The sequence below is a fragment of the Pseudomonas sp. F007 genome (genome assembly GCF_057814275.1).
The window spans coordinates 234,481-253,863 of the sequence record NZ_JBVATA010000011.1; the positions used below are offsets into that span (position 1 = coordinate 234,481).

Annotated in this window: 17 protein-coding genes; 7 read left to right on the top strand and 10 right to left on the bottom strand. The window is 61.8% G+C overall.

Translation table 11 applies throughout. The features are described from left to right. Positions 1-5: 5 nt before the first annotated feature. The gene (locus ACZYR5_RS26780) at positions 6-2,672 is read right to left on the bottom strand and encodes an autotransporter family protein (RefSeq protein ID WP_489092367.1); all 2,667 of its coding nucleotides are present in this window, start codon (positions 2,670-2,672) and stop codon (positions 6-8) included. Between the two features lie 338 nt (positions 2,673-3,010). Here ACZYR5_RS26780 and ACZYR5_RS26785 point away from each other — a divergent pair, with 338 nt between their 5' ends. Both ACZYR5_RS26785 and ACZYR5_RS26790 read left to right on the top strand, forming a co-directional pair. Then, positions 3,011-4,354, top strand: a complete 1,344-nt coding sequence (locus ACZYR5_RS26785) for an aromatic acid/H+ symport family MFS transporter (RefSeq protein WP_489092368.1) — start codon at positions 3,011-3,013, stop codon at positions 4,352-4,354. Positions 4,355-4,357: 3 nt separating this feature from the next. Then, positions 4,358-5,569 carry a benzoate/H(+) symporter BenE family transporter gene (locus ACZYR5_RS26790; RefSeq protein WP_489092369.1) on the top strand — a complete coding sequence of 404 codons (1,212 nt, stop codon included), beginning with the start codon at positions 4,358-4,360 and terminating at the stop codon, positions 5,567-5,569. Between the two features lie 79 nt (positions 5,570-5,648). Here the strand turns inward: ACZYR5_RS26790 and ACZYR5_RS26795 are convergent, their stop codons facing one another. Beyond that, positions 5,649-5,888, bottom strand: a complete 240-nt coding sequence (locus ACZYR5_RS26795; protein WP_489092370.1) for a DUF2790 domain-containing protein — start codon at positions 5,886-5,888, stop codon at positions 5,649-5,651. Between the two features lie 123 nt (positions 5,889-6,011). Here ACZYR5_RS26795 and ACZYR5_RS26800 point away from each other — a divergent pair, with 123 nt between their 5' ends. From ACZYR5_RS26800 to ACZYR5_RS26810, 3 genes are all read left to right on the top strand, one after another. Beyond that, positions 6,012-6,944 carry a LysR family transcriptional regulator gene (locus ACZYR5_RS26800; RefSeq protein WP_489092371.1) on the top strand — a complete coding sequence of 311 codons (933 nt, stop codon included), beginning with the start codon at positions 6,012-6,014 and terminating at the stop codon, positions 6,942-6,944. Between the two features lie 90 nt (positions 6,945-7,034). Next, the gene (locus ACZYR5_RS26805) at positions 7,035-7,721 is read left to right on the top strand and encodes an energy-coupling factor ABC transporter permease (RefSeq protein ID WP_489092372.1); all 687 of its coding nucleotides are present in this window, start codon (positions 7,035-7,037) and stop codon (positions 7,719-7,721) included. A gap of 64 nt (positions 7,722-7,785) precedes the next feature. Continuing rightward, positions 7,786-8,001, top strand: a complete 216-nt coding sequence (locus tag ACZYR5_RS26810) for a hypothetical protein (protein WP_489092373.1) — start codon at positions 7,786-7,788, stop codon at positions 7,999-8,001. On the opposite strand, the gene yacG is transcribed toward ACZYR5_RS26810, so the two are convergent. From yacG to ACZYR5_RS26830, 4 genes are read right to left on the bottom strand one after another with little or no spacing between them, the layout of a single operon-like run. After that, positions 7,998-8,198: a DNA gyrase inhibitor YacG gene (yacG, locus tag ACZYR5_RS26815; protein WP_027617875.1), complete on the bottom strand. Its 201-nt coding sequence runs from the start codon at positions 8,196-8,198 to the stop codon at positions 7,998-8,000. The two genes, ACZYR5_RS26810 and yacG, sit on opposite strands and share 4 nt — an antisense overlap. Then, positions 8,195-8,818: a dephospho-CoA kinase gene (gene coaE / locus ACZYR5_RS26820; protein WP_489092374.1), complete on the bottom strand. Its 624-nt coding sequence runs from the start codon at positions 8,816-8,818 to the stop codon at positions 8,195-8,197. The genes yacG and coaE overlap by 4 nt, the downstream gene beginning before the upstream one ends. Beyond that, entirely contained in the window at positions 8,815-9,687 is an 873-nt protein-coding gene (locus ACZYR5_RS26825; RefSeq protein WP_489092375.1) for a prepilin peptidase, read from the bottom strand. The genes coaE and ACZYR5_RS26825 overlap by 4 nt, the downstream gene beginning before the upstream one ends. 2 nt (positions 9,688-9,689) lie before the next feature. Continuing rightward, positions 9,690-10,907, bottom strand: coding sequence for a type II secretion system F family protein (locus tag ACZYR5_RS26830; protein WP_489092376.1), 1,218 nt, complete (start codon positions 10,905-10,907; stop codon positions 9,690-9,692). Between the two features lie 224 nt (positions 10,908-11,131). Here ACZYR5_RS26830 and ACZYR5_RS26835 point away from each other — a divergent pair, with 224 nt between their 5' ends. Continuing rightward, a complete protein-coding gene (locus ACZYR5_RS26835; RefSeq protein ID WP_489092377.1) occupies positions 11,132-11,548 on the top strand; it encodes a pilin in 417 nt (138 codons plus the stop codon). Between the two features lie 248 nt (positions 11,549-11,796). Continuing rightward, entirely contained in the window at positions 11,797-12,153 is a 357-nt protein-coding gene (locus ACZYR5_RS26840) for a BON domain-containing protein (protein WP_489092378.1), read from the top strand. Between the two features lie 153 nt (positions 12,154-12,306). Here the strand turns inward: ACZYR5_RS26840 and ACZYR5_RS26845 are convergent, their stop codons facing one another. From ACZYR5_RS26845 to acs, 4 genes are all read right to left on the bottom strand, one after another. Further along, on the bottom strand, positions 12,307-15,252 hold the full coding sequence (locus tag ACZYR5_RS26845) for a DUF748 domain-containing protein (RefSeq protein ID WP_489092379.1): 2,946 nt from the start codon (positions 15,250-15,252) through the stop codon (positions 12,307-12,309). A 94-nt stretch (positions 15,253-15,346) separates the two neighbouring features. Next, positions 15,347-16,363 carry a class I SAM-dependent rRNA methyltransferase gene (locus ACZYR5_RS26850; RefSeq protein WP_489092380.1) on the bottom strand — a complete coding sequence of 339 codons (1,017 nt, stop codon included), beginning with the start codon at positions 16,361-16,363 and terminating at the stop codon, positions 15,347-15,349. Positions 16,364-16,418: 55 nt separating this feature from the next. Next, a complete protein-coding gene (locus ACZYR5_RS26855) occupies positions 16,419-17,291 on the bottom strand; it encodes an oxygenase MpaB family protein (protein WP_489092381.1) in 873 nt (290 codons plus the stop codon). A 52-nt stretch (positions 17,292-17,343) separates the two neighbouring features. Next, the gene (gene acs / locus ACZYR5_RS26860; RefSeq protein ID WP_489092382.1) at positions 17,344-19,281 is read right to left on the bottom strand and encodes an acetate--CoA ligase; all 1,938 of its coding nucleotides are present in this window, start codon (positions 19,279-19,281) and stop codon (positions 17,344-17,346) included. Positions 19,282-19,383: the final 102 nt, after the last annotated feature.

Below are 19,383 nucleotides of genomic sequence, written 5' to 3' on the forward strand. Positions count from 1 at the left end.
CACGTCTACCAGCTGATGCGAACACCCAGAGTACCGGAGACGCCTTTCAGATCATTGCTGTCCAGATTGCTCAAGTAGTTGGCGCTTATATAGGTGCTGACACTTGGCGACAGCTTGGCTACCAGGCCCACGCCCAAGTCTGCGGAGGTTGATTTATGCTCGGTCTTGATTCGGTCGACATCATCATAGGTCACCGTGTCGTACCCGCCAAAAGTCTTCCACAGGTTGGCTCGAAGGTAGGGTTCCAGCGGGATGTCTCCAGCGATGTAACGGCCCTTGAGCCGCGCGCCGAGGCGGCCGGTCCAGTAATCCTGCGAGTCGAATTTGACCTCGGAAATACCGTCGTTCTGCTTGTCCAGGTCAATACGCTGGTTGATCACCTGCACCTGGGGTTCGACTACCCAGTCTTGCGCCACGGGAATCGGGTAACCGGCTTCCACCGAGAGCGCGACGGCATGGCCTTCGGTGTCCATTTTCACCCCGCGATCGGAGCGGTTGTCACCGTCCAGGCGTGACCACATGGCCACTGCGTCGAGGTACCAGCCCGTCGGATCAATCAGGGTCCAGTAACCACCCACGTGATCGCCATCGAGCTTCACCCGGCCCGAGCGGCGGTCCTGGAAGCCTTCGGCAAAGCCATCGACATCACCTTGCAGATGGCTTTGGCCGACGAAGAAACCGAACCGCTGCAGCTGCCCGCCACGGGTCTGCGCGGCGTACAGGTCATGCCCGATCTGGAAACCTTGCAGCGAACCATCGAAACTTGGCGAGGCGGTGCCCGTCCAGCTTTTCTGCAGGTCACTGCCGTACGCCCGACCCCAGCCAGCTGAGACCGCGCCGGTTTCCGTCAACAGGCTTTGCTCGCCCTGGCGTTCGTGGAAGGTGCCCAGGGCTTGCAGGGTCAGCAATTGCGCCGCCGGGATCACCACCGAGTAGACCGGTACTTCGATGCGATACAACGGAATCGGCTCGGCGCCGGCCACCGCGGTGGGGATCGGAGGGGTGCTGGTGGCCGGTGTCGGTGAGGTCTCGGCCACGGTTTGCACAGGCGCAGCCGGCGCGGGCTCGGGCGGTGCAACGGGCTGCGCGGTGGGCGGCTCGACCGCAGGCTCATCCGCATCGACCACCGGTACCGGTTGGACGATGGGCGCTGGCGCTGGCGGTATCACCACCGGTGGCGGCACTACGGGGGGCACGCTCAGCGGTGGCACGGCGACCACCGACGAGCGCAGGTACCAGTTGTTTTCCGTGCCGGCAATGACGCCGCCTTTGAACAGGTAGTACTGATAGGCGCCGGCCGACAATGAGCGCGTCAGGGCGAAGGCATTGTTGCTGCTGGTTGCACCGTTCTGCGCCTGCACCACTTCGATCCCGTTCTGCCGGGTCAGGCCCCCCAGGCCACCGAGGTTGGTGATGGCCAGTTGGGTGTTGCCGCTGATGGTGCCTTGGGACACCACCAACTTGTCACTGGCCGAGTTGTCGTCGCCGAGTTCGGTTTGCAGACGCAGTTGGCCGTTTCTCCCGACGTAGTCGCCGTGCACGGTCAGGGAATCGCTCGCCACGCTGCTGCCGCTGGTCATGTCGATGATCCCGGCATTGTTCACGGTGACCCGCTGACCAGCGGTGTAGGGGCGAATGGCGCCTTGGCTGACGGCCAGGGTGCTGCTGCCATCGATGGAAAAAACCCCGGTTGAGCTGGCGCTGTCCCCGAGGAAAAAGTCACCGGCCAGGGTGAAGTGCGACTGGTTTTCCAGGCTCACCGATTCCCAGCCGACATAACGTCCGGCGCCCGCCGAGCGGGTGTTGTCGAAGGTCAGGCGGTCATTGCCCAGCCCGCCATCCACCGATGGTGTGGCGGCCAGCAGGCTTTCGTCGAGGTTGCCGAGCAGTGCGGTGTCGTCGCCGTCGCCCATCAGGATGGCGGAGTTGATCTGTCCACCACCGCGCCAGATGAGCTTGTCGTTACCGACGCTGGCGCGAATCTGCCCGCTGATCACGCCGCCCGTTACCGTAATGCTGTCATCGCCACCGCTGGTACTGATGTTGCCGCCGATGCTGCCGCCAGAGACGATGATGGTGTCCTGGCCGAAGGCGGTGACGAGATTGCCATCAATGCTGCCCCCGGACATGTCGAATAGGTTGTTATCGAGTTTCATGTCCACGCGACCGATTCGGCCGCCAGTCATCTTTGCCACATCCCCATCGAGGAAGGCCTCGATGATTCTGCCTCTGGTCATCAGGAAGGTGTCGCGGCCATCGCCCTGTGCCAGTGACTGAATCTGCCCGCCGTCCATTCTGAAGTCGTCTATGCCGTTGCCCTGCAGAACATCGCCTATCTGTCCGGCGCTGATCACCAGTCTATCGTTGCCATCGCCCTGGTCCAGCGTACCGGTGACAGCGCCGGAGTCCATCACGACTGTATCTGCTCCGGGGCCGAACGTGACATTGCCGTTGACCACGCCCGTTCCACTGGCAGGAAAAGACAGGTTGTTGTTACCTGTGAGGTCCGTCAGCGGGCCGCTGGTGCCACTGTCGCAGGTATAGCTGCTGTCACCGGGGCTCGCGATCAGCGTGCACGCCGCCTGCACCGTGGGGCTGACAAGCAGCAGGAGCGAAGCGGGCAGGGCGGCTGCGCAGGGCAGGAGGGTGGTCAGTCGGCGGTAGCGGCGCATGGCGTATCCCTACTCTAAGCGGGGTGGAATCGTCCTGAGGGTGCGGGCTCCGCTCATCGTCATGAACTACTGACCCTGTCACTTTGAAAAACCGATCCCTTCAGTCAAGTAGGAGTTCTAGTTGGTTTGACTGGGGTTGCAGGTGTTTTCCGACCAGCGTGCTATCAGTTCTGATAGTTGCAACGGAGCGTTTTTTCTGCCAGCAACCACTGCACAAAACGGATAGCGATCTGCGCAAAGCGGATATTGGCTCGTCTACGACGCCATTACCCTCGGTCACCCGCACGCTTGCCGTGTGACCGAGGCTGTTAAAAAAACAACAACAAGAGACAGATGCCATGCGCACGATCGACGTACACAAGGTTATCGATAACGCTCGTTTCAATCGTTTTCACTGGAGGGTGCTGTTCTGGTGCGCCCTGATCATCATCTTCGATGGTTACGACCTGGTGATCTACGGCGTGGTGCTGCCGATGCTGATGCAGGAATGGGGCCTGAGCCCGCTGCAGGCCGGCGCGCTGGGCAGTTATGCGCTGTTCGGGATGATGTTCGGCGCGCTGTTTTTCGGCCCGTTGTCGGACCGCATCGGGCGCAAGAAAGCCATCACCCTGTGCGTCATCCTGTTCAGCGGATTTACCGTGCTCAACGGCTTCGCGCGCAATCCCGGCGAATTTGGCATCTGCCGCTTTATTGCCGGCCTGGGGATTGGCGGGGTCATGCCCAACGTGGTGGCGCTGATGAACGAGTACGCGCCGAAAAAAATCCGCAGCACCCTGGTGGCAATCATGTTCAGTGGTTACTCGGTGGGCGGTATGCTGTCTGCCGGGCTCGGTATCGTGTTGATCCCCCGTTTCGGCTGGCAGTCGGTGTTCTACGTGGCAATACTGCCGCTGTTGCTGCTGCCCCTGATCATGTACTTCCTGCCCGAATCGGTGGGGTTCATGCTGCGTCAGGGTCGTATCGAAGAGGCGCGCCAGGTGCTGCAACGGGTTGACCCGGGCTACGTCGCCCAAGCCAATGATGAACTGCAGATGAATGAAGTGAAGGGCAGCGGGACTCCAGTCCTGCAACTGTTTCGCGAGGGTCGGGCGCTGCGCACGCTGATGCTGTGGCTGGCGTTTTTCTGCTGCCTGCTGATGGTCTACGCCTTGAGTTCCTGGTTGCCGAAATTGATGGCCAATGCCGGTTATAGCCTGGGTTCCAGCCTGTCGTTTCTGCTGGTGCTGAATGTTGGAGCGATCTTCGGCGCGGTAGGTGGCGGAGTGCTTGGCGACAAGCTCAACCTGCCGCGGGTGTTGGCGGTGTTCTTTGCCATCGCGGCAGTTTCGATCACCCTGCTGGGCTTCAATAGCCCGATGGCGCTGCTGTATTTGCTGATCGCTATTGCCGGCGCCACCACCATTGGTTCGCAGATCCTGCTGTATGCCTGCGCCGCGCAGTTCTATTCGATGGCCATTCGTTCCACCGGCCTGGGCTGGGCGTCAGGCATCGGGCGCAATGGGGCGATCGTCGGCCCGTTGCTGGGCGGGGCCTTGCTGGGCATCAATCTGCCGCTGCAAGCCAATTTCATAGCGTTCGCCTTGCCCGGGGCGGTCGCGGCGCTGGCGATGACGGTATTCGCCATCAGCAGCCAACGCACCGTCAAAGGCATGCCCGCCAACCTGTCGCCGAGCGGTACCTGAACCATGCGTGCACTATCGCGAGACTTTTCCCTGTCGGCCGCGGTCGCCGGATTCATCGCCACGGTGATTTCCTATGCCGGTCCGCTGGTGATTATTTTCCAGGCGGCTGACGCTGCGCATTTGTCTCGGGAAGTGCTCTCATCCTGGGTCTGGGCGATTTCCATCGGCAGCGCGCTGCTGGGGATCGGCCTGAGCTTGCGTTACCGGGTACCGGTGATCATCGCCTGGTCGGCGCCGGGTTCGGCCCTGCTGGTGGCGTTGCTGCCGGGGATTTCGATGGCAGAGGCGGTGGGGGCGTACCTGGTCAGCAGCCTGATTATCCTGCTGATCGGGGTTTGCGGCGCGTTCGATCGGATCATCAGTAAACTGCCGGCGGCGATTGCCGCGGCCATGTTGGCGGGGATTCTGTTCAGCTTCGGCACCGGCTTGTTTGTCTCACTGCAAGGCAAGCCCCTGCTGGTACTGGCGATGTTTACCACCTACCTGCTGTGCAAGCGCGTGATGCCGCGTTACGCGGTGTTGATGGTGCTGCTGGTGGGCTGTTCGATTGCCTTTTTCAGTGGCGACTTGCACCGTGATGCCCTGGTAGTCGGCTTTGCCACGCCGGTGTGGATCACGCCGCAGTTCAGCCTGAGCGCCACCTTGAACATCGCCTTGCCATTAGTGATGGTGGCCTTGACCGGGCAGTTTGTGCCGGGCATGGCAGTGTTGCGTGCCAGCGGCTATTCGACCCCGGCCAGTCCGATCATTGCCAGCTGTGCCCTGGGCTCGGCCTTGCTCGCGCCGTTCGGCTGTCACGGCCTGAACCTGGCGGCGATTACCGCAGCCATCTGCACTGGCCGCGAGGCCCACGAGGATCCGCGCAAACGCTATGTGGCCGGTGTCGTCGGCGGGTTGTGTTATCTGGTGCTGGGAATCTTCGGCGCGACTCTGGTTTCGCTGTTCTCGGCCTTTCCCAGGGAGTTGATCGCGGCGCTCGCCGGCCTGGCGTTGTTCGCCGCAATTGCCGGAGCGCTGACCGGTGCCATGGCAGTGCCGAATGACCGCGAGGCGGCGCTGGTGACCTTTCTCGCCACGGCCTCGGGCATGTCGTTGTTCGGCTTGTCCGCGGCATTCTGGGGGCTGATTTTCGGCATGCTCACGCACTTTTTGCTGGGGGTGCGGCGCACGGGGCCTGATGTTCAATCCAGCACCGAGAAAAAGCCCGCCGGCTAAGCGCAACGTGTCTGCCCAGAACCCTGCGTTACATCGAAGGTAATAACCTTGATACGGCCTCGGCTGCACCTCGACCCTCTCATGCGCCGCTGCAGGTGCCCATGACCTGATAAGTTACCCGGTGGGTCTGCCCTTGAGGGTCCACGTAAACCATGGTGGAGGGTACTACGCCGCAGGCATTGGAGGTGTCGCTGATGGAGATCACCCGGGCTATGTCCAGCGGCTGTGCCGGATCATAAGGCGTGGCGGCGGGTTCATTACCGGCGGCCAGGGCCGAAGTGGCGACCACCGTGAGGAACAGGCTGAGCAAGGCTTTCATCGTGATGTGCTCCTGAATTGAATTCGATGGAGTCATTTTCGATCGTCGCCAGCAGCCGATAAAGAGGCGAAAGCCTGATGCAGTCTTACAGGAAACGTAACAGTCTCAACCCTGGGAGGGGCCGTGGATTTACTCAACAGCATGCGGGTGTTCGTCCGCGTGGTGGATTGCGCCAGTTTCACTGCCGCCGCCGATGCGCTCGACTTATCCACAGCTCAAGTCTCGCGCCTGGTCGCGGATCTGGAGCAACACCTGCAGGCGCGGCTGTTACAGCGTACTACCCGCCGGCTCAGTCTGACCGAGGCCGGTGAGCGCTTCCTGCAGCGCAGCCGGCAAATACTCGAGGATATGCAAGAAGCGACAGAGGAGGCTCGCGGCGCCCATCAAAAGCCCAGCGGACGGCTGCGGGTGCACAGCATGAATGGCCTTGGTGTGCTGATCACGCCGCTGATCGCCCGCTACGGCGAGCTGTACCCGGACGTGGTGTTCGAGCTGACGCTGTCGCAACGCAACCCCGATCCGCTGGAGGAGGGGCACGATGTGGTGATTTCCATCGCCCATGAGCTGGAGGATTCGCAACGGGTTGCCCAGACCCTCGGGCAGATCTACAGCGTGCCCTGCGCGGCCCCGGCGTACCTGCAGCGCCACGGCGTACCGCAGCACCCGCTGGCGCTGGACGAGCATCGCTGCCTGCGCATGGTCGATCCGTTGTACAGCGATCAATGGCAGCTGCATGACGGGCACGACGAATACACCATCAGCCCGACCAAGACCTTTCAGTGCAACGTCGCCGAGTCGATGGTCAAGGCCTCCGAGGCGGGCATGGGCATCAGCCTGCTGCCGTTCTACACCGCAACCCGGCCCCTGAGTGATGGCACTCTGGTACGCCTGCTGCCGAACTGGCGGGCGCGCGAACGCCATGTCTACGCTCTGTATCCGTCGCGGCACTTCCTCGATGCCAAGGTGCGCACCTGGGTGGACTTCCTCAAGGTCGAATTGCCGGGATTGTTCGCCGAGCATGAGGCGGTCATGACTGATTCCAGGCATTGGGCCTGAGGTCGACGAGGCGGGTGTAGACTCAAGGCCTCTGACGTTCGGCAAGGAGTCCGATGTGAAAGCCTGCTCTGCAGTTCGGTTGGCTGAAGAATGATCACTGCCCAGTTGCTGTCGCCGGAAACGTTGGTAGTTGGTTGGCTGATCTACGTCCCGGTGCTGATCTGGGCCGCCGCGCGAGCGCCCTGGGTCGAGTTGTTCAGCGACAGCCGGCGCCAGCACCTGCTGTTCGGCACGGTGTTCGCCCTGTTCATGCTGTGGTTGGTGCGCCGCGATTTCGACACCGGGGTGTCCTACCACTTTATCGGCATGACCGCCGTGACCTTGCTGCTGGACTGGCCGCTGGCGCTGGTCGGTGGACTGGTGGCGCAAATTGGCCTGGTGTTGCTGGGCCGTCAGGACCTGGCGGCCATGGGCGTCAATGGCGCCTTGCTGATTGCCTTGCCGGTGCTGGTCACGGAAAGCTGCGCGATCCTGGTCGAGCGCGCTCAGCCGCGTAATCCCTTCGTCTACATCTTCTGTTCGGGGTTCTTTGCTGCAGCTCTGTCGGCTTTGTTGTGCCTGTTGTTGGGATTGGGGGTGCTGTGGTTCGACGAGCGTTTCGCCCTGCCGGAATGGCTGGAGGATTTTGTCGGCTACCTGTGGCTGATCATCTTCCCCGAAGCCTTTATCAACGGCATGGTCATCAGCGCGCTGGTGGTGTTCTGCCCTGAATGGCTGGAAACCTTCAACCGCACGCGGTACCTGTCGGCACCGTGGAAGGACGATGACAAGCGTTGATCCTGATCAAGGGCCGCCCAGGCAGCCAAACCTATGCTGCGAAAAAACCGTGGGGAGCATCGGCATGGGCGTGTATCAGTGGGCGCGACAAGAGGTGAGCGACAGCCTGGCGGCGGCTGAGGCTGCCGGTTTCGAACCGGGGTTGAGTCTGCGCGCCCTGCTCAGTGCGGTGGTGCAACAGAGCAGGGCGTTGCGCAGTGTCGAGGACCTGGCCGACGAGTTGCAATTTCTCGCCGAGAACCTCGATGACGGCGAGGATTATCCGTTCATGCGGCCTTAGTGGCGAGGTTCGAGGTCGTCGCTGAACAGGTCGTCCTCGGCATCCGGGCTGACCGGGATCTTGTGTTCCTCGGCGGCCCAGGCCCCGAGATCGATCAGTTTGCAGCGGTCCGAGCAGAAGGGCCGGTTGATGTTGCTGGCTGTCCACTCGACAGGGGCGCCACAGGTTGGGCATTCGACGGTCAGGGGTTGGCTCATGACTGGCCTCCACGCAAAGTTAGGTAAAAGTGATGCAGGCGCTCGACTTCGCCGTGCAGCCAGGCGAGGTCGCGGTCGTTGACCAGCACATCGTCGGCATGGCGAAGGCGATCTTCGCGGCTGGCCTGGACCTTGAGGATCGCCTGGACCTGCTGCTCGCTGGTCTGATCGCGCTGCAAGGTGCGTTGGATCTGTAAATCCTGCGGCGCATCGATTACCAGCACCCGTTGCGTCATGGCGTACTGCCCGGACTCGATCAGCAGGGGTGAAACGAGGATCGCATAGGGCGATTGCGCGCGCGCCAGGTGCGCGGCGATTTCCCCGGCAATCAGCGGATGCAGGAGTTTTTCCAGCCAGCGGCGTTCGTCGGGGATATCGAAGATCAACTGCCGCAGCGCTGCCCGATCGAGCGCTCCATCGGCCTGCAGCACACTGTCACCGAAGTGTTCGGCAATCTGCGCCAGGGCCGGGCGTCCAGGCTCGACCACCCAGCGGGCGGCGTGATCGGCATCGACGGTATGGATGCCCAGGTCGATGAAGTGCTGCGCCGCCGCGCTTTTGCCGCTGCCGATGCCGCCGGTGAGGCCAAGAATCCAGGGTTTTTCCACAGGGGTATTCATTTCAAGCCGACAAAGTGCCAATAGAAGTCGGTTATTTGACCACCCCAGAGCAGCGCAATCCAGCCGGCAATTGCCAGATAGGGGCCAAACGGGATCGGGCTAGCCGCACTCACCCTGTTCAGGCGCAGCCAGAGCAACCCGAGCACCGCCCCCACCAGCGACGCCAGCAGGATGGTCAGCGGCAGCACTTGCCAGCCTCCCCACGCCCCCAGCAGCGCCAGCAGCTTGAAGTCGCCGTGGCCAATGCCTTCCTTGCCGGTGAGCAGCTTGAACAGCCAATACACCGTCCAAAGGCTCAGGTAGCCTCCAACTGCACCCCATAGCGCGTCCGTTAGCGGTACGAACAGTTCGCCGGCGTTGACTATCAGCCCCAGCCACAGCAACGGCAGTACCAGCACGTCCGGCAGCAACTGGTGATCGGCATCGATCAGGCTCAGCGCCAACAAGCCCCAACTGATCAGCAACATGGCGCCAGCCTGCCAGCCGAAGCCGAAGTGCCAGGCGACGAATCCCGACACCAGGCAGCAGGCCAGTTCGACCAGCGGGTAGCGGGCGCTGATCGGCGCCTGGCAATGGGCGCAGCGCCCGCGCAGCCACAGATAACTGAGCAGCGGAATGTTGTCCCGCGCACGCAGCGGGTGGGCGCAGTGTGGGCAATGGGAGTGAGGCAGCATCAGGTTATAGGTCGACTGCGCCACTTCTTCGGCGAGCCCAAGGACGTCGCGCGCCTGCTGGCGCCAATCGCGTTCGAGCATTTTCGGCAGGCGCCAGACCAGCACGTTGAGAAAACTGCCGATCACCAGTCCGAGAATCAGGGCAACGATGACGAAGGCGGTCGGGTAAAAGGTCAGGAATTCACTCAAGGGCATGTTCAGATCGCAGAGCCAAGTTGGAAAATGGGCAGGTACATGGCAATCACCAGGCCACCGACTATCACACCGAGCACCACCATGATCAGCGGCTCCATCAGGCTGGTGAGTTGATCGACCAGGGTGTCGACTTGCGTTTCATAGTAGCTCGCGACGTTGTCGAGCATGGCGTCCAATGCGCCGGATTCTTCGCCGATGGCAGTCATTTGAATGGCCATGTGCGGGAAAACCCCGCTGGCTTGCATTGCACCATGCAAATGCATACCCGTGGCGACGTCCTCACGGATGCGCAGCACGGCGCATTTGTAGCGCCCATTGCCGGTGGCCCCGGCGACGGCGGTCAATGCCTGCAGCAGGGGCACGCCGGCGGCAAAGGTGATCGACAGGGTGCGCGCATAACGGGTGACTGCCGATTTGCGCAGCAGACTGCCCAGCACCGGCAGCCTCAAGGACTGCCTTTGCAGCCAGTCGCGTAGCCTGGGTGAACGTCCGTGGGCAAAGCGCGCGGCCACTACGCTGGCGCCCAGTCCACCGAGCAGCAGCCCGTACCAGCGCTGCAGGAATTCGGAAAGGCCGATCACTAGCAGCGTGAAACCTGGCAGCTCTGAACCGAACCCGGCAAACATTGATTCGAATTGCGGCACCACCTGCACCAGCAAGATGCCGGTCACCAGAGCCGCCACCAGCACCACCGCTACCGGGTACGTCATGGCTTTGCTGATTCTCGTCCGCAGGTGCTGCTGCCGCTCCCGGTAGCTGGCGATGCGCTCCAACAGGCTGTCCAGCGCGCCGGCCTGTTCCCCGGCGTCGATCAGGTTGCAGTACAACTCGTCGAAGTAGCGAGGCTGCTGGCGTAGTGCCGTGGACAAACTGCTGCCCCCGCCGACCTCCTGCTTCAAGCCATCCACCAGGCTGCGCATGCCGGGATGGTCGAAGCCCTCGCCGATGATGCTGAACGACTGCAACAAAGGCACGCCGGCCTTGATCAAGGTCGCCAACTGTCGGGTGAAGAGCGTGATGTCGTGGGGGGTGATGCGTGAGCGGACGCTGAACAAGGGCGTGGATTTCTTTCGTATCTTGCGTGGGGTGATGCCCTGCTGGCGCAACCGGGTCTTGATCAGGGCCGGGGACTGACCGCGCAACTCACCGCTGAGCGCTTTACCGGTTCTGTCGATACCTTCCCATGTGTAGACACAAGTACTGCTCGTCGCGCTCGCCATGGATCAATCCTTGATTGGCCAAATGTGCGCAAGCCTAGCCAAGGGATAAGGGGAGTGGGCGGCTTTGCGGTGACAAAAAATGTCAGTTAGTGCGGTTTATCAGGCTCCCGACTCAGCAGGCAGCGGCTTGTAGCGCCCGCCTGCAAGGGGGCAGCGCCTTGGCATGGGCTGTGCTTTGAGCGCTGGGGAGCATTTGCTTTCATCTCATGCAAGGAGCAGAAGTCATGAAGCTTTCGAAGGGATTTACCTTGATCGAGTTGCTGATAGTGGTGGCAATCATCGGGATTCTGGCAACTGTCGCATTGCCGCTGTACTCCCAATATCAGGCGCGAGCCAAGGTCACGGCGGGGCTGACGGAGATCGCCGCGCTGAAAGTGCCGTTCGAGGATGTCATCAATCAAGGTGACGACCCGACCCTGGCGCGCCTCGGTGCGCCACCGACCACCAGCCATTGCACGCTGACGGCGACGGGTACCGCAGCGGCAGGCGCCGGCACTATTGGCTGCACGCTACTGAATGCGCCCGGTCCGGTCCTGAACAAAACCATCACCCTGTCGCGCACTGGAAGTGGTGGCTGGAGCTGTGCAACCTCCGTCGCCGCGGACCTCTCACCCAAAGGCTGTACCGCGAGCGAAAGCTGAATCTCGGTCTTGGCAGAAACTTGCAGCATTTCATGGCTTTAGGCCTGCGCTGAAACCTGCAACTTGCATGTCAAGTTTAGCCGGGTCATGCAAAATGCATGATCCGGCGTTTTGCCTGAATTCTTAAGCTATTGATTTTAAAGGAATTATTAATAAGTTCGAAGTTGGCACAGCCTTCGCAATATTACGGGTAACCCTGCTGAGATGGCACACAGCAGTTTTTCTGAAAAAAAACAGGAGTTACCCGTATGAAGAAGCTCGCTATCGCTGCTGCAACTGCTACCGCTCTGACCCTGACCATGGCTAACGCAGCCTTTGCACAGAGCCCGCAAACCACTCAGTCGCCTATGGTGTTGGCTGCCGGTGAAATGACCGAAGCCAAGGAAGCGACTTCCGATACCTGGATCACCACCAAGGTCAAAGCTGACCTGGTGACTGAGAAAGGCATCCCAGGCACCGATATCAAGGTAGAAACCAACAAAGGTGTGGTATCGCTGTCCTCGACCACCGCTGTGACTGATTCGCAGAAAGCCACCGCCGTACGGATCGCGAAAAACATCAAGGGCGTCACCGCCGTTTCGGCTGACGGCCTGAAAGCCGAGTAATCGCCAAGGCTTCTCGCCTGGACTGGGAGAAGGCGCGGCAGGTGAGCCGAGTTATCCACCTGCCGCAGTTCCAGTATTCATGCGATTGGCCACAGGGATGTGGCTCCACGGGCCCCTGTCGGGGCCCGTTTTATTTGGCGATGAGAAACTCGATTACTCAGCGTCCAGATGCATCGGCGTGATCACCTTGCCATCGCTCTCGGCCTGGCCGAGGTTGGCGTCGATGAAGTACACCCGGTCATCAGCGAGTTGGCCCTTGTCCACCAGATAATCCTTGATGCTGCTGGCGCGGTCCTGGCCCAGTTGGCGCAGGAGGACTTCACTGGAGGCCCAGAACTTGATCACCCCTTCACGCATCTTCGCCGTCCGTTCTTCCTTGCCCAGATCGGTCCATTCAGCCGGTGGCTGAGCTTTCAGGCGGGTGCGGTAGATACCTTCAAGCAGCGGGGTTTTCTCGCTTTCAGGCACTTGCAGCAATGACGCCTGGGCCGGCACCTTGTCGCCGCGGCGCTGGAGGATCTTGTAGTAGTTGTACTGGTATTCCCGCTCCAGACGCTGCTCGGCAATCAGCGGGCCGTCGCTGCTTTGCGCGGCGGTGCCTTCGATTTCCAGGCGCAGGGCCGGACGTTCCTTGAGGGCGTTGGCGAGTTTGACCAGTGCCCCTTCGGCGTCCTTGCTCAGGTCACTGGAGCCAGGCGCGAAAGCCACTGTGCCGAGGTCTTCCGAGCCACCGCCGGCGATCAGCCCACCAATCAATTTGAACGGCGCAGCCGCCGCCTTGACGATCAGGTTGCGCAGGGTTTGCCAGACGATCGGCATCACACTGAATTGCGGGTTGTTGAGGTCGCCGGTCACCGGCAATTCAATGGAGATCTTGCCATCGACGTCCTTGAGCAAGGCCACCGCCAGCTTCAGCGGCAGGCTGACCGCGTCCGGGCTGTCGACTTTCTCGCCCAGCTCCAGTTGCTCCACCACCACTTTGTTTTCCGCCTTGAGCTGGCCCTTGGTGATCAGGTAATGCAGGTCGAGGTTGAGCCGGCCCTTGCGGATCCGGTAACCGGCGAACTTGCCGGAGTAAGGCGTGAGGGTGGTCAGTTCGACCCGTTTGAAACTGGTGGCGATGTCCAGCGCCGCCATCGGATCGAATGGATTGACGCTGCCCTTGATGGTCACCGGAGCGTAGCGGTCGACCTTGCCCTTGACGTCGACGCTGGCCGGTTTCTGCTGGCGGCTATCGATGGTGCCGATCTGGCCGTTGAGTTGCTGGATGGCGGTGGCGAAGTTCGGCGTCAGGCTGAAGTCGGCGAAGTTCGCCGAGCCGTCGTTGATGGCAATCGCGCCAATGTGAATGCCCAGCGGTTTGTCCTGGCCGGCCGCCGGCTTTGCCCCCGCGGTGGACTTGCTGGTGCTGTCGGCCGGTTGCGGGATCAGCAGGTCATCGACGTTGGTGGTGCGATCATCGTTGATCATGAAGCGCACGTAGGGTTGCTGCAGGTTGATCCGGTCGATCGACAGGCTGTCGCCATGCTGATAATTCAGCCCTTCGACCATGACCTTTTGCCATTTGAGAAAGTCGCGGGATTTCAGGGTGTCGAGGGTGTGCAATTGATCGACCTGGGCCTTGCCGGTGACGCTGAATGCCAGCGGCTCGGTGCTTTTCAGGTTGACGGCCAGGTCGCTGCCGAGCATGCCGGAGCGCAGCTCCAGGAGAATGAAAGGACTGATGTAGGACTGGGCCACCCGCAGGTCGATATCGCGGGTTTGCACATTGAGTTTGGCGCTGACCGGCGCCAGGTTGACCTCGCCTTCAGCGAGGATCTTGCCTTGCTTGCCCAGCCCGCTTTCGAGCTTGAGGCTGAAAGGCGAGCCGTTGAGGCTGTCGAAGTTTTTCAGGTCCAGGTTCAGCGGGCCGAGTTCCAGGGTCACGGCCGGTTTCACCTGGCGGTCAGCCAGGTGCACCTGGTAATTGCGCAGTTCGACGTCCTTGAGCAGCACCTGCCAGGGCTTGCTGGGGGCGGCGGGCGCAGGTGAGTCGGCAGCCGCCGGTGCGGTGGTTGCCTCCTTTTTGGCGGCTGGCTTGGCCGGCTGGCTGGCGAACAATTTCTGCCAGTCGAGTTGGCCATCGGCTTCGCGGGCGGCCCAGGTTTCGAGTTTCTGGCTGCGGATCTTGCCGACGATCACTTGCTGCCTGGCCAGGTCGACCGTGGTCTCGCTGATGTCCAGACGTTCCAGGCGAGCCAGCGGCCGTCCGTCCGGGGCCTTGATGGCGAAAGGCGCGATGCTCACCGAGGTGTTGTTCAGCAGCAGTTCGGTTTCCTTGCTCAGGTTCAGCGTGTAGTCGGTGCTGAGGCTGACGGTGCCGTCTTCAAGCACCAATGGCACCGCGTCGCGGACGTAGGGCCAGAAGGCTTTCATCTTGCCATCGGTGACTTTAAGGGTGCCCTCGGAGGTGATGGGCACCAGGCTGACCTTGCCGCTCCAGTCGATCTGACCGCCGTTGGGGCCGATCGCCACCAGGTTCATTTCGGCGTTGTCGTCAGGCAGCGTGCTGAGATTTTTCAGCTCGAAAGTGAGGTCGTCGTAAAGAAACTCGATCGGCTCGCTGGGACGCAGGTCCTCAAAGTGCAGGTTGCCACCCGCCAGGTTGATGCGATCGATGCGCAGCGGGAACGGTTTTGCCTGTGGGTCGACGGGAGTAGGTTCGCTGGCGGGCAGCTTGAACAGTTGGGTCAGGTTGAGGCTGCCATCCTTGCTGAACAGGATCTCGGTTTTCGGTTTGTCCAGCTGCACGTCGGCCAGGTGCAGGGCGTGAGTCCACAGACTGTCAATCTGCAGGTCGGCGTATAACCGTTCAAAAGCCACCTGCTCCTTGCCCGGTTCGCCGATATTCAGGCCCCACACCGTGAGTTCAAGGCTGAAGGGATTGAGCTCGATGCGCTGGATGCTCGCTGGCACCGCTGCGTAATGGGCCAATTGTTGATTGGCGATCCGCAGGGCGATCCCCGGCAAGATCAGAAACCCCAGCAAGCTGTAGAGGGCGACAGCAGTCAACAAGGCGCCGACGGCGCGAATCAATCCTTTGGGCATGTGCGGCTTCATCTATCTGAATCGGAAGTGCCTTGGAGTATGGCACGCGATTCTGGTTCCGAAGCAATGACCTCGATCAGGATTGTTCAGATTCTTCCTACACGCTTCAGAGCTGCAAAATCAGGGTTTTCAGCGGCGGCTGTTGGTCCATCGAGGGGAAATCAGCGGCTGGAGGCAGCGCTTGCCACTCGCGTACCGGACGCCCGGCTTTCTCTGCACAGCGCAGTACCTGCTCGCGCCAGTCGTCCATGGCGACTTTCGCCAGGTTGTTGCAGCAGATCAGCACGCCATTTTCGGCGGTGCTCAGCAGCGCCGGTTTCAACAGGCTTTGGTAATCGCGCAGCAGGTCGACGGTGCCAAATGCACTTTTCGCCCAGGCCGGTGGGTCAAGCAGGACCAGGTCGTATTGACGCTGTTCCAGGCGTGGGTAGCTTGGCAGCTTTTGCCCGCGACGTTGGCTGATGGGCAGCCCGGCCAGCTGGCGAATGGCCGGGAAGTAGTCGGACTGCACGAACTGCATTTCGCGGAGTTGCGGATTGAGCTGGCCGTTCTCGCGGCCGACCGCCAGGTTGCCCTCGGCAAAGTCCAGGTTGCACACTTCGCGCGCACCACCGGCTGCAGCACTGAGGCCGACACCGCAGGTGTAGGCAAACAGGTTCAGCACACTCTTGTTGTGGCTGTGGGCCTTGACCCAGCCACGGGCATTGCGCAGGTCGAGGAACAATAGCGGATCCTGCCCGGCGTGACGGCCGCGGACCCGGTAGTTCAGGCCCCACTCATGGCCCACCAGATCGGCAAGGGCGGCGTCATCGGCGCGGTACACGCTGTCTTCACGGTCGATGCGCGAGTTGCCCCGGGAACGGTCGTTGTAGACTAGCAAAGTGTCCAGTTGCAGGTGTTGATTGACGCTCGCATGCAGTGCCAACAAGTCTTCGCGCTGCAGCGTCTGGTGGAAGCTCTGCACCAGCAGTTGCGGGCCGTATCGGTCGATGGTCAGGCCGCCGGCGCCTTCCTGGCTGCCATGGAACAGGCGATAGCAGTCGGTGCCCTGCTGGTGCAGCTCGGCGAGCAGGTCCTGGCGATGATCGAGTGCGGCGCGCAGCGCCTGGTTCAAGGAAGACATGGGGCGCGCCTTGCTGGGAATTTGGCGCGCGAGTTTAACAGGATTGCGCGTAGATTCATTTCAACAAACCCATCCGGCGCCTGGCCCGCTGCACCGAACCGTTGCGCACCGCCCAGCGCAGCATGGGGGCGCTGCGCCTGACGCTGGCGCGGATCAGCTTACGTTGCAACGGGCTCTGGCTGACGTCGAGCATGGCGCTGGCCCAGTCGGGCAGCAGGTCGATACCGGCCTGCATCATCAACCCGCCAAAAGGTTTGGCCAGGCGACTGGGGGCGGGTGCGTTCAGCAGCAGGCGCAGCACTTCGCGACTGCGTTCGTCACACAGCAGTTGTGGGCGCATTCGCTCGAGGTAGTCGGCGATTTCCTGGCGCGAGCGAGGGACTTCACGGGCGCCCAGGCGTTCGGCGATCAAGGCGATCTCGGCGTAATAACGGTCCTGGTCGCTGGGCGTCAGATCCGGGTTGCGGTAGCGCAGATGGGCCGCGAGAAAGCTGCTGACTTCAGCGACATGGACCCAGGTCAGCAAGTCCGGATCGCTGGCGGCATAGGCGCGGCCGTCGGGGGCGGTACCGACCACTTGCAAGTGGATGGTGCGGACTTTTTCGATCAGCCACTCGGCATCCTGGCGTGAGCCGAAGGTGGTGCCGGAAATGAATTGCCCGGTACGGCGCAGGCGTCCGAGCATGTCCTGGCGAAAGTTCGAATGATCCCAGACCCCGGCCAGCGCCAGCGGATGCAGGGCTTGCAGCATCAGGGCGCTGATGCCACCAATCAGCATGCTGCTGAAGTCGCCGTGGACTTGCCAGCTGATTGAGTCCGGGCCGAACAGGCCCGGGTCGCCCTTGGGGTTTTCCAGATCGAGCTTGCCCAGGGAAAGACCGGTGAGGCTCATGATCTGGGTTTCGATACGGGTACGGATGAATTCCATGACAACTCGGTGGTGACAAAGGGGTAGCAGCGCGGTGGCTGACCGCGCCAGTTTACGGGTTCAAGCGCTTGTCGATGAGTCCCTCGACCACGCTGGGATCGGCCAGGGTCGAGGTATCGCCGAGGCTGTCCAGTTCGTTGCAGGCGATCTTGCGCAGAATGCGCCGCATGATCTTGCCTGAACGGGTTTTCGGCAAGGCGGGTGCCCACTGGATCAGGTCCGGCTTGGCGAAGCTGCCGATTTCCTTGCTCACCAGCGCCAGCAATTGTTGCTTGAGGGCCTCGTCGGGTTCGACACCGTTCATCGGGGTGACGAAGGCGTAGATGCCCTGGCCTTTGACGTCGTGGGGGTAACCGACCACGGCGGCCTCGGCGATGCGGTCATGCAGCACCAGCGCGCTTTCGACTTCGGCGGTGCCGATGCGGTGCCCGGAAACGTTGATCACGTCGTCGATGCGTCCAGTGATCCAGTAGTCGCCGTCTTCGTCGCGGCGCGCGCCGTCTCCGGTGAAGTAGTACCCGGGGTAGGGTTTGAAGTAGGTGTCGACCATCCGTTGCGGGTCACCGTAGACCGTGCGGATCTGTGCCGGCCAACTGGCCTTGATCGCCAGCACGCCGCTGCCGGGGCCGCTGATTTCCTTGCCCTGTTCGTCGAGCAGCACCGGTTGTACGCCGAACATTGGCCGGGTTGCGCAGCCGGGTTTGATCCGTTGCGCGCTGACCAGCGGGCTGAGCATGATGCCGCCGGTTTCGGTTTGCCACCAGGTGTCGACGATGGGGCAGCGCTGCTCGCCCACCGCGTTGAAGTACCACTCCCAGGCTTCCGGGTTGATCGGCTCGCCGACGCTGCCCAGCAGTCGCAAGCTGCTGCGCGAGGTGTTCTGCAAGGGGCCGGCGCCCTCGCGCATCAGCGCGCGCAAGGCCGTCGGGGCGGTGTAGAAGATGTTGACCTGATGCTTGTCGATGACCTGCCAGAAGCGCGAGCTGCTGGGGTAATTCGGCACGCCCTCGAACATCAGGGTGGTCGCGCCGTTGGCCAGGGGGCCATAGACAATGTAGCTGTGGCCGGTCACCCAGCCGACATCGGCGGTGCACCAGAACACCTCGCCGTCGCGGTAGTCGAGCACGTACTTGAAGGTCATCGCTGCTTGCAACAAGTAGCCCGCGGTGCTGTGCAACACGCCTTTGGGTTTACCGGTGCTGCCGGAGGTGTAGAGGATGAACAGCGGGTCTTCGGCGCCCATCGGTTCTGGCGGGCACTGAGCACTGGCAGCAGCGCTGGCCTGGTGATACCAGAGGTCACGACCCTCGACCCAATCGACATCGCCTTGCGTGCGCTGGATCACCACCACCGTGCTGACCGCCGGGCAACTGCGCAGGGCCTGGTCGACGTTGCGCTTGAGGGGGATTTTCTTGCCGCCGCGCACGCCTTCATCGGCAGTGATGACGGTGCGGCAATCGGCATCGAGGATGCGATCGCGCAAGGAATCCGGAGAGAAGCCGCCAAACACCACCGAATGCACGGCGCCAATGCGCGAGCAGGCCAGCATGGCGTAGGCAGCTTCGGCAATCATCGGCATGTAGATACACACGCGGTCGCCTTTTTTCACGCCACGGCTTTTCAGCACATTGGCCAGGCGGCAGACGTGATCGTGCAGCTGTTGATAGGTGATACGCAGCGAATCGGCGGGGTCGTCGCCTTCCCAGATGATCGCGGTCTGGTTGGCGCGTTTTGCCAGGTGACGATCGATGCAGTTGTGGCTGACGTTGAGCATTGCGCCGGAGAACCAGGTGGCCTCACCGGTCTTCAGGTTGTAGCGCTGGACGGTTTGCCAGGGGGCGCTGAAGTCAATGAAGCGGGTGGCCTGTTCGGCCCAGAACTGAGTGGGGTGTTCGATGGATTCGCGGTACAGACGCTGATAGTCGTCCTGGCTCAGTTGTGCAGCCCGGCGCACGGCGTCGGCTTTGGGGAAGGTGCTGATATCGAACATGACGGCTCCTTGTTAGCTGTGGGCCTTGCGGGGCCGGGTGTGCCAACGACAGCGCGATCGCTCGTTGGCACACCCGGCCCGCAAGGCTGGTACTCGCTACAG

Bases quoted from the DNA above. Each gene is read 5' to 3' on its own strand.
- coaE (WP_489092374.1), bottom strand. From the start codon at position 8,818: ATGAATACCCCTGTGGAAAAACCCTGGATTCTTGGCCTCACCGGCGGC.
- ACZYR5_RS26785 (WP_489092368.1), top strand. From the start codon at position 3,011: ATGCGCACGATCGACGTACACAAGGTTATCGATAACGCTCGTTTCAAT.
- ACZYR5_RS26835 (WP_489092377.1), top strand. From the start codon at position 11,132: ATGAAGCTTTCGAAGGGATTTACCTTGATCGAGTTGCTGATAGTGGTG.
- ACZYR5_RS26825 (WP_489092375.1), bottom strand. From the start codon at position 9,687: ATGCCCTTGAGTGAATTCCTGACCTTTTACCCGACCGCCTTCGTCATC.
- yacG (WP_027617875.1), bottom strand. From the start codon at position 8,198: ATGAGCCAACCCCTGACCGTCGAATGCCCAACCTGTGGCGCCCCTGTC.
- ACZYR5_RS26790 (WP_489092369.1), top strand. From the start codon at position 4,358: ATGCGTGCACTATCGCGAGACTTTTCCCTGTCGGCCGCGGTCGCCGGA.
- acs (WP_489092382.1), bottom strand. From the start codon at position 19,281: ATGTTCGATATCAGCACCTTCCCCAAAGCCGACGCCGTGCGCCGGGCT.
- ACZYR5_RS26855 (WP_489092381.1), bottom strand. From the start codon at position 17,291: ATGGAATTCATCCGTACCCGTATCGAAACCCAGATCATGAGCCTCACC.
- ACZYR5_RS26850 (WP_489092380.1), bottom strand. From the start codon at position 16,363: ATGTCTTCCTTGAACCAGGCGCTGCGCGCCGCACTCGATCATCGCCAG.
- ACZYR5_RS26840 (WP_489092378.1), top strand. From the start codon at position 11,797: ATGAAGAAGCTCGCTATCGCTGCTGCAACTGCTACCGCTCTGACCCTG.
- ACZYR5_RS26845 (WP_489092379.1), bottom strand. From the start codon at position 15,252: ATGAAGCCGCACATGCCCAAAGGATTGATTCGCGCCGTCGGCGCCTTG.
- ACZYR5_RS26795 (WP_489092370.1), bottom strand. From the start codon at position 5,888: ATGAAAGCCTTGCTCAGCCTGTTCCTCACGGTGGTCGCCACTTCGGCC.
- ACZYR5_RS26780 (WP_489092367.1), bottom strand. From the start codon at position 2,672: ATGCGCCGCTACCGCCGACTGACCACCCTCCTGCCCTGCGCAGCCGCC.
- ACZYR5_RS26830 (WP_489092376.1), bottom strand. From the start codon at position 10,907: ATGGCGAGCGCGACGAGCAGTACTTGTGTCTACACATGGGAAGGTATC.
- ACZYR5_RS26805 (WP_489092372.1), top strand. From the start codon at position 7,035: ATGATCACTGCCCAGTTGCTGTCGCCGGAAACGTTGGTAGTTGGTTGG.
- ACZYR5_RS26810 (WP_489092373.1), top strand. From the start codon at position 7,786: ATGGGCGTGTATCAGTGGGCGCGACAAGAGGTGAGCGACAGCCTGGCG.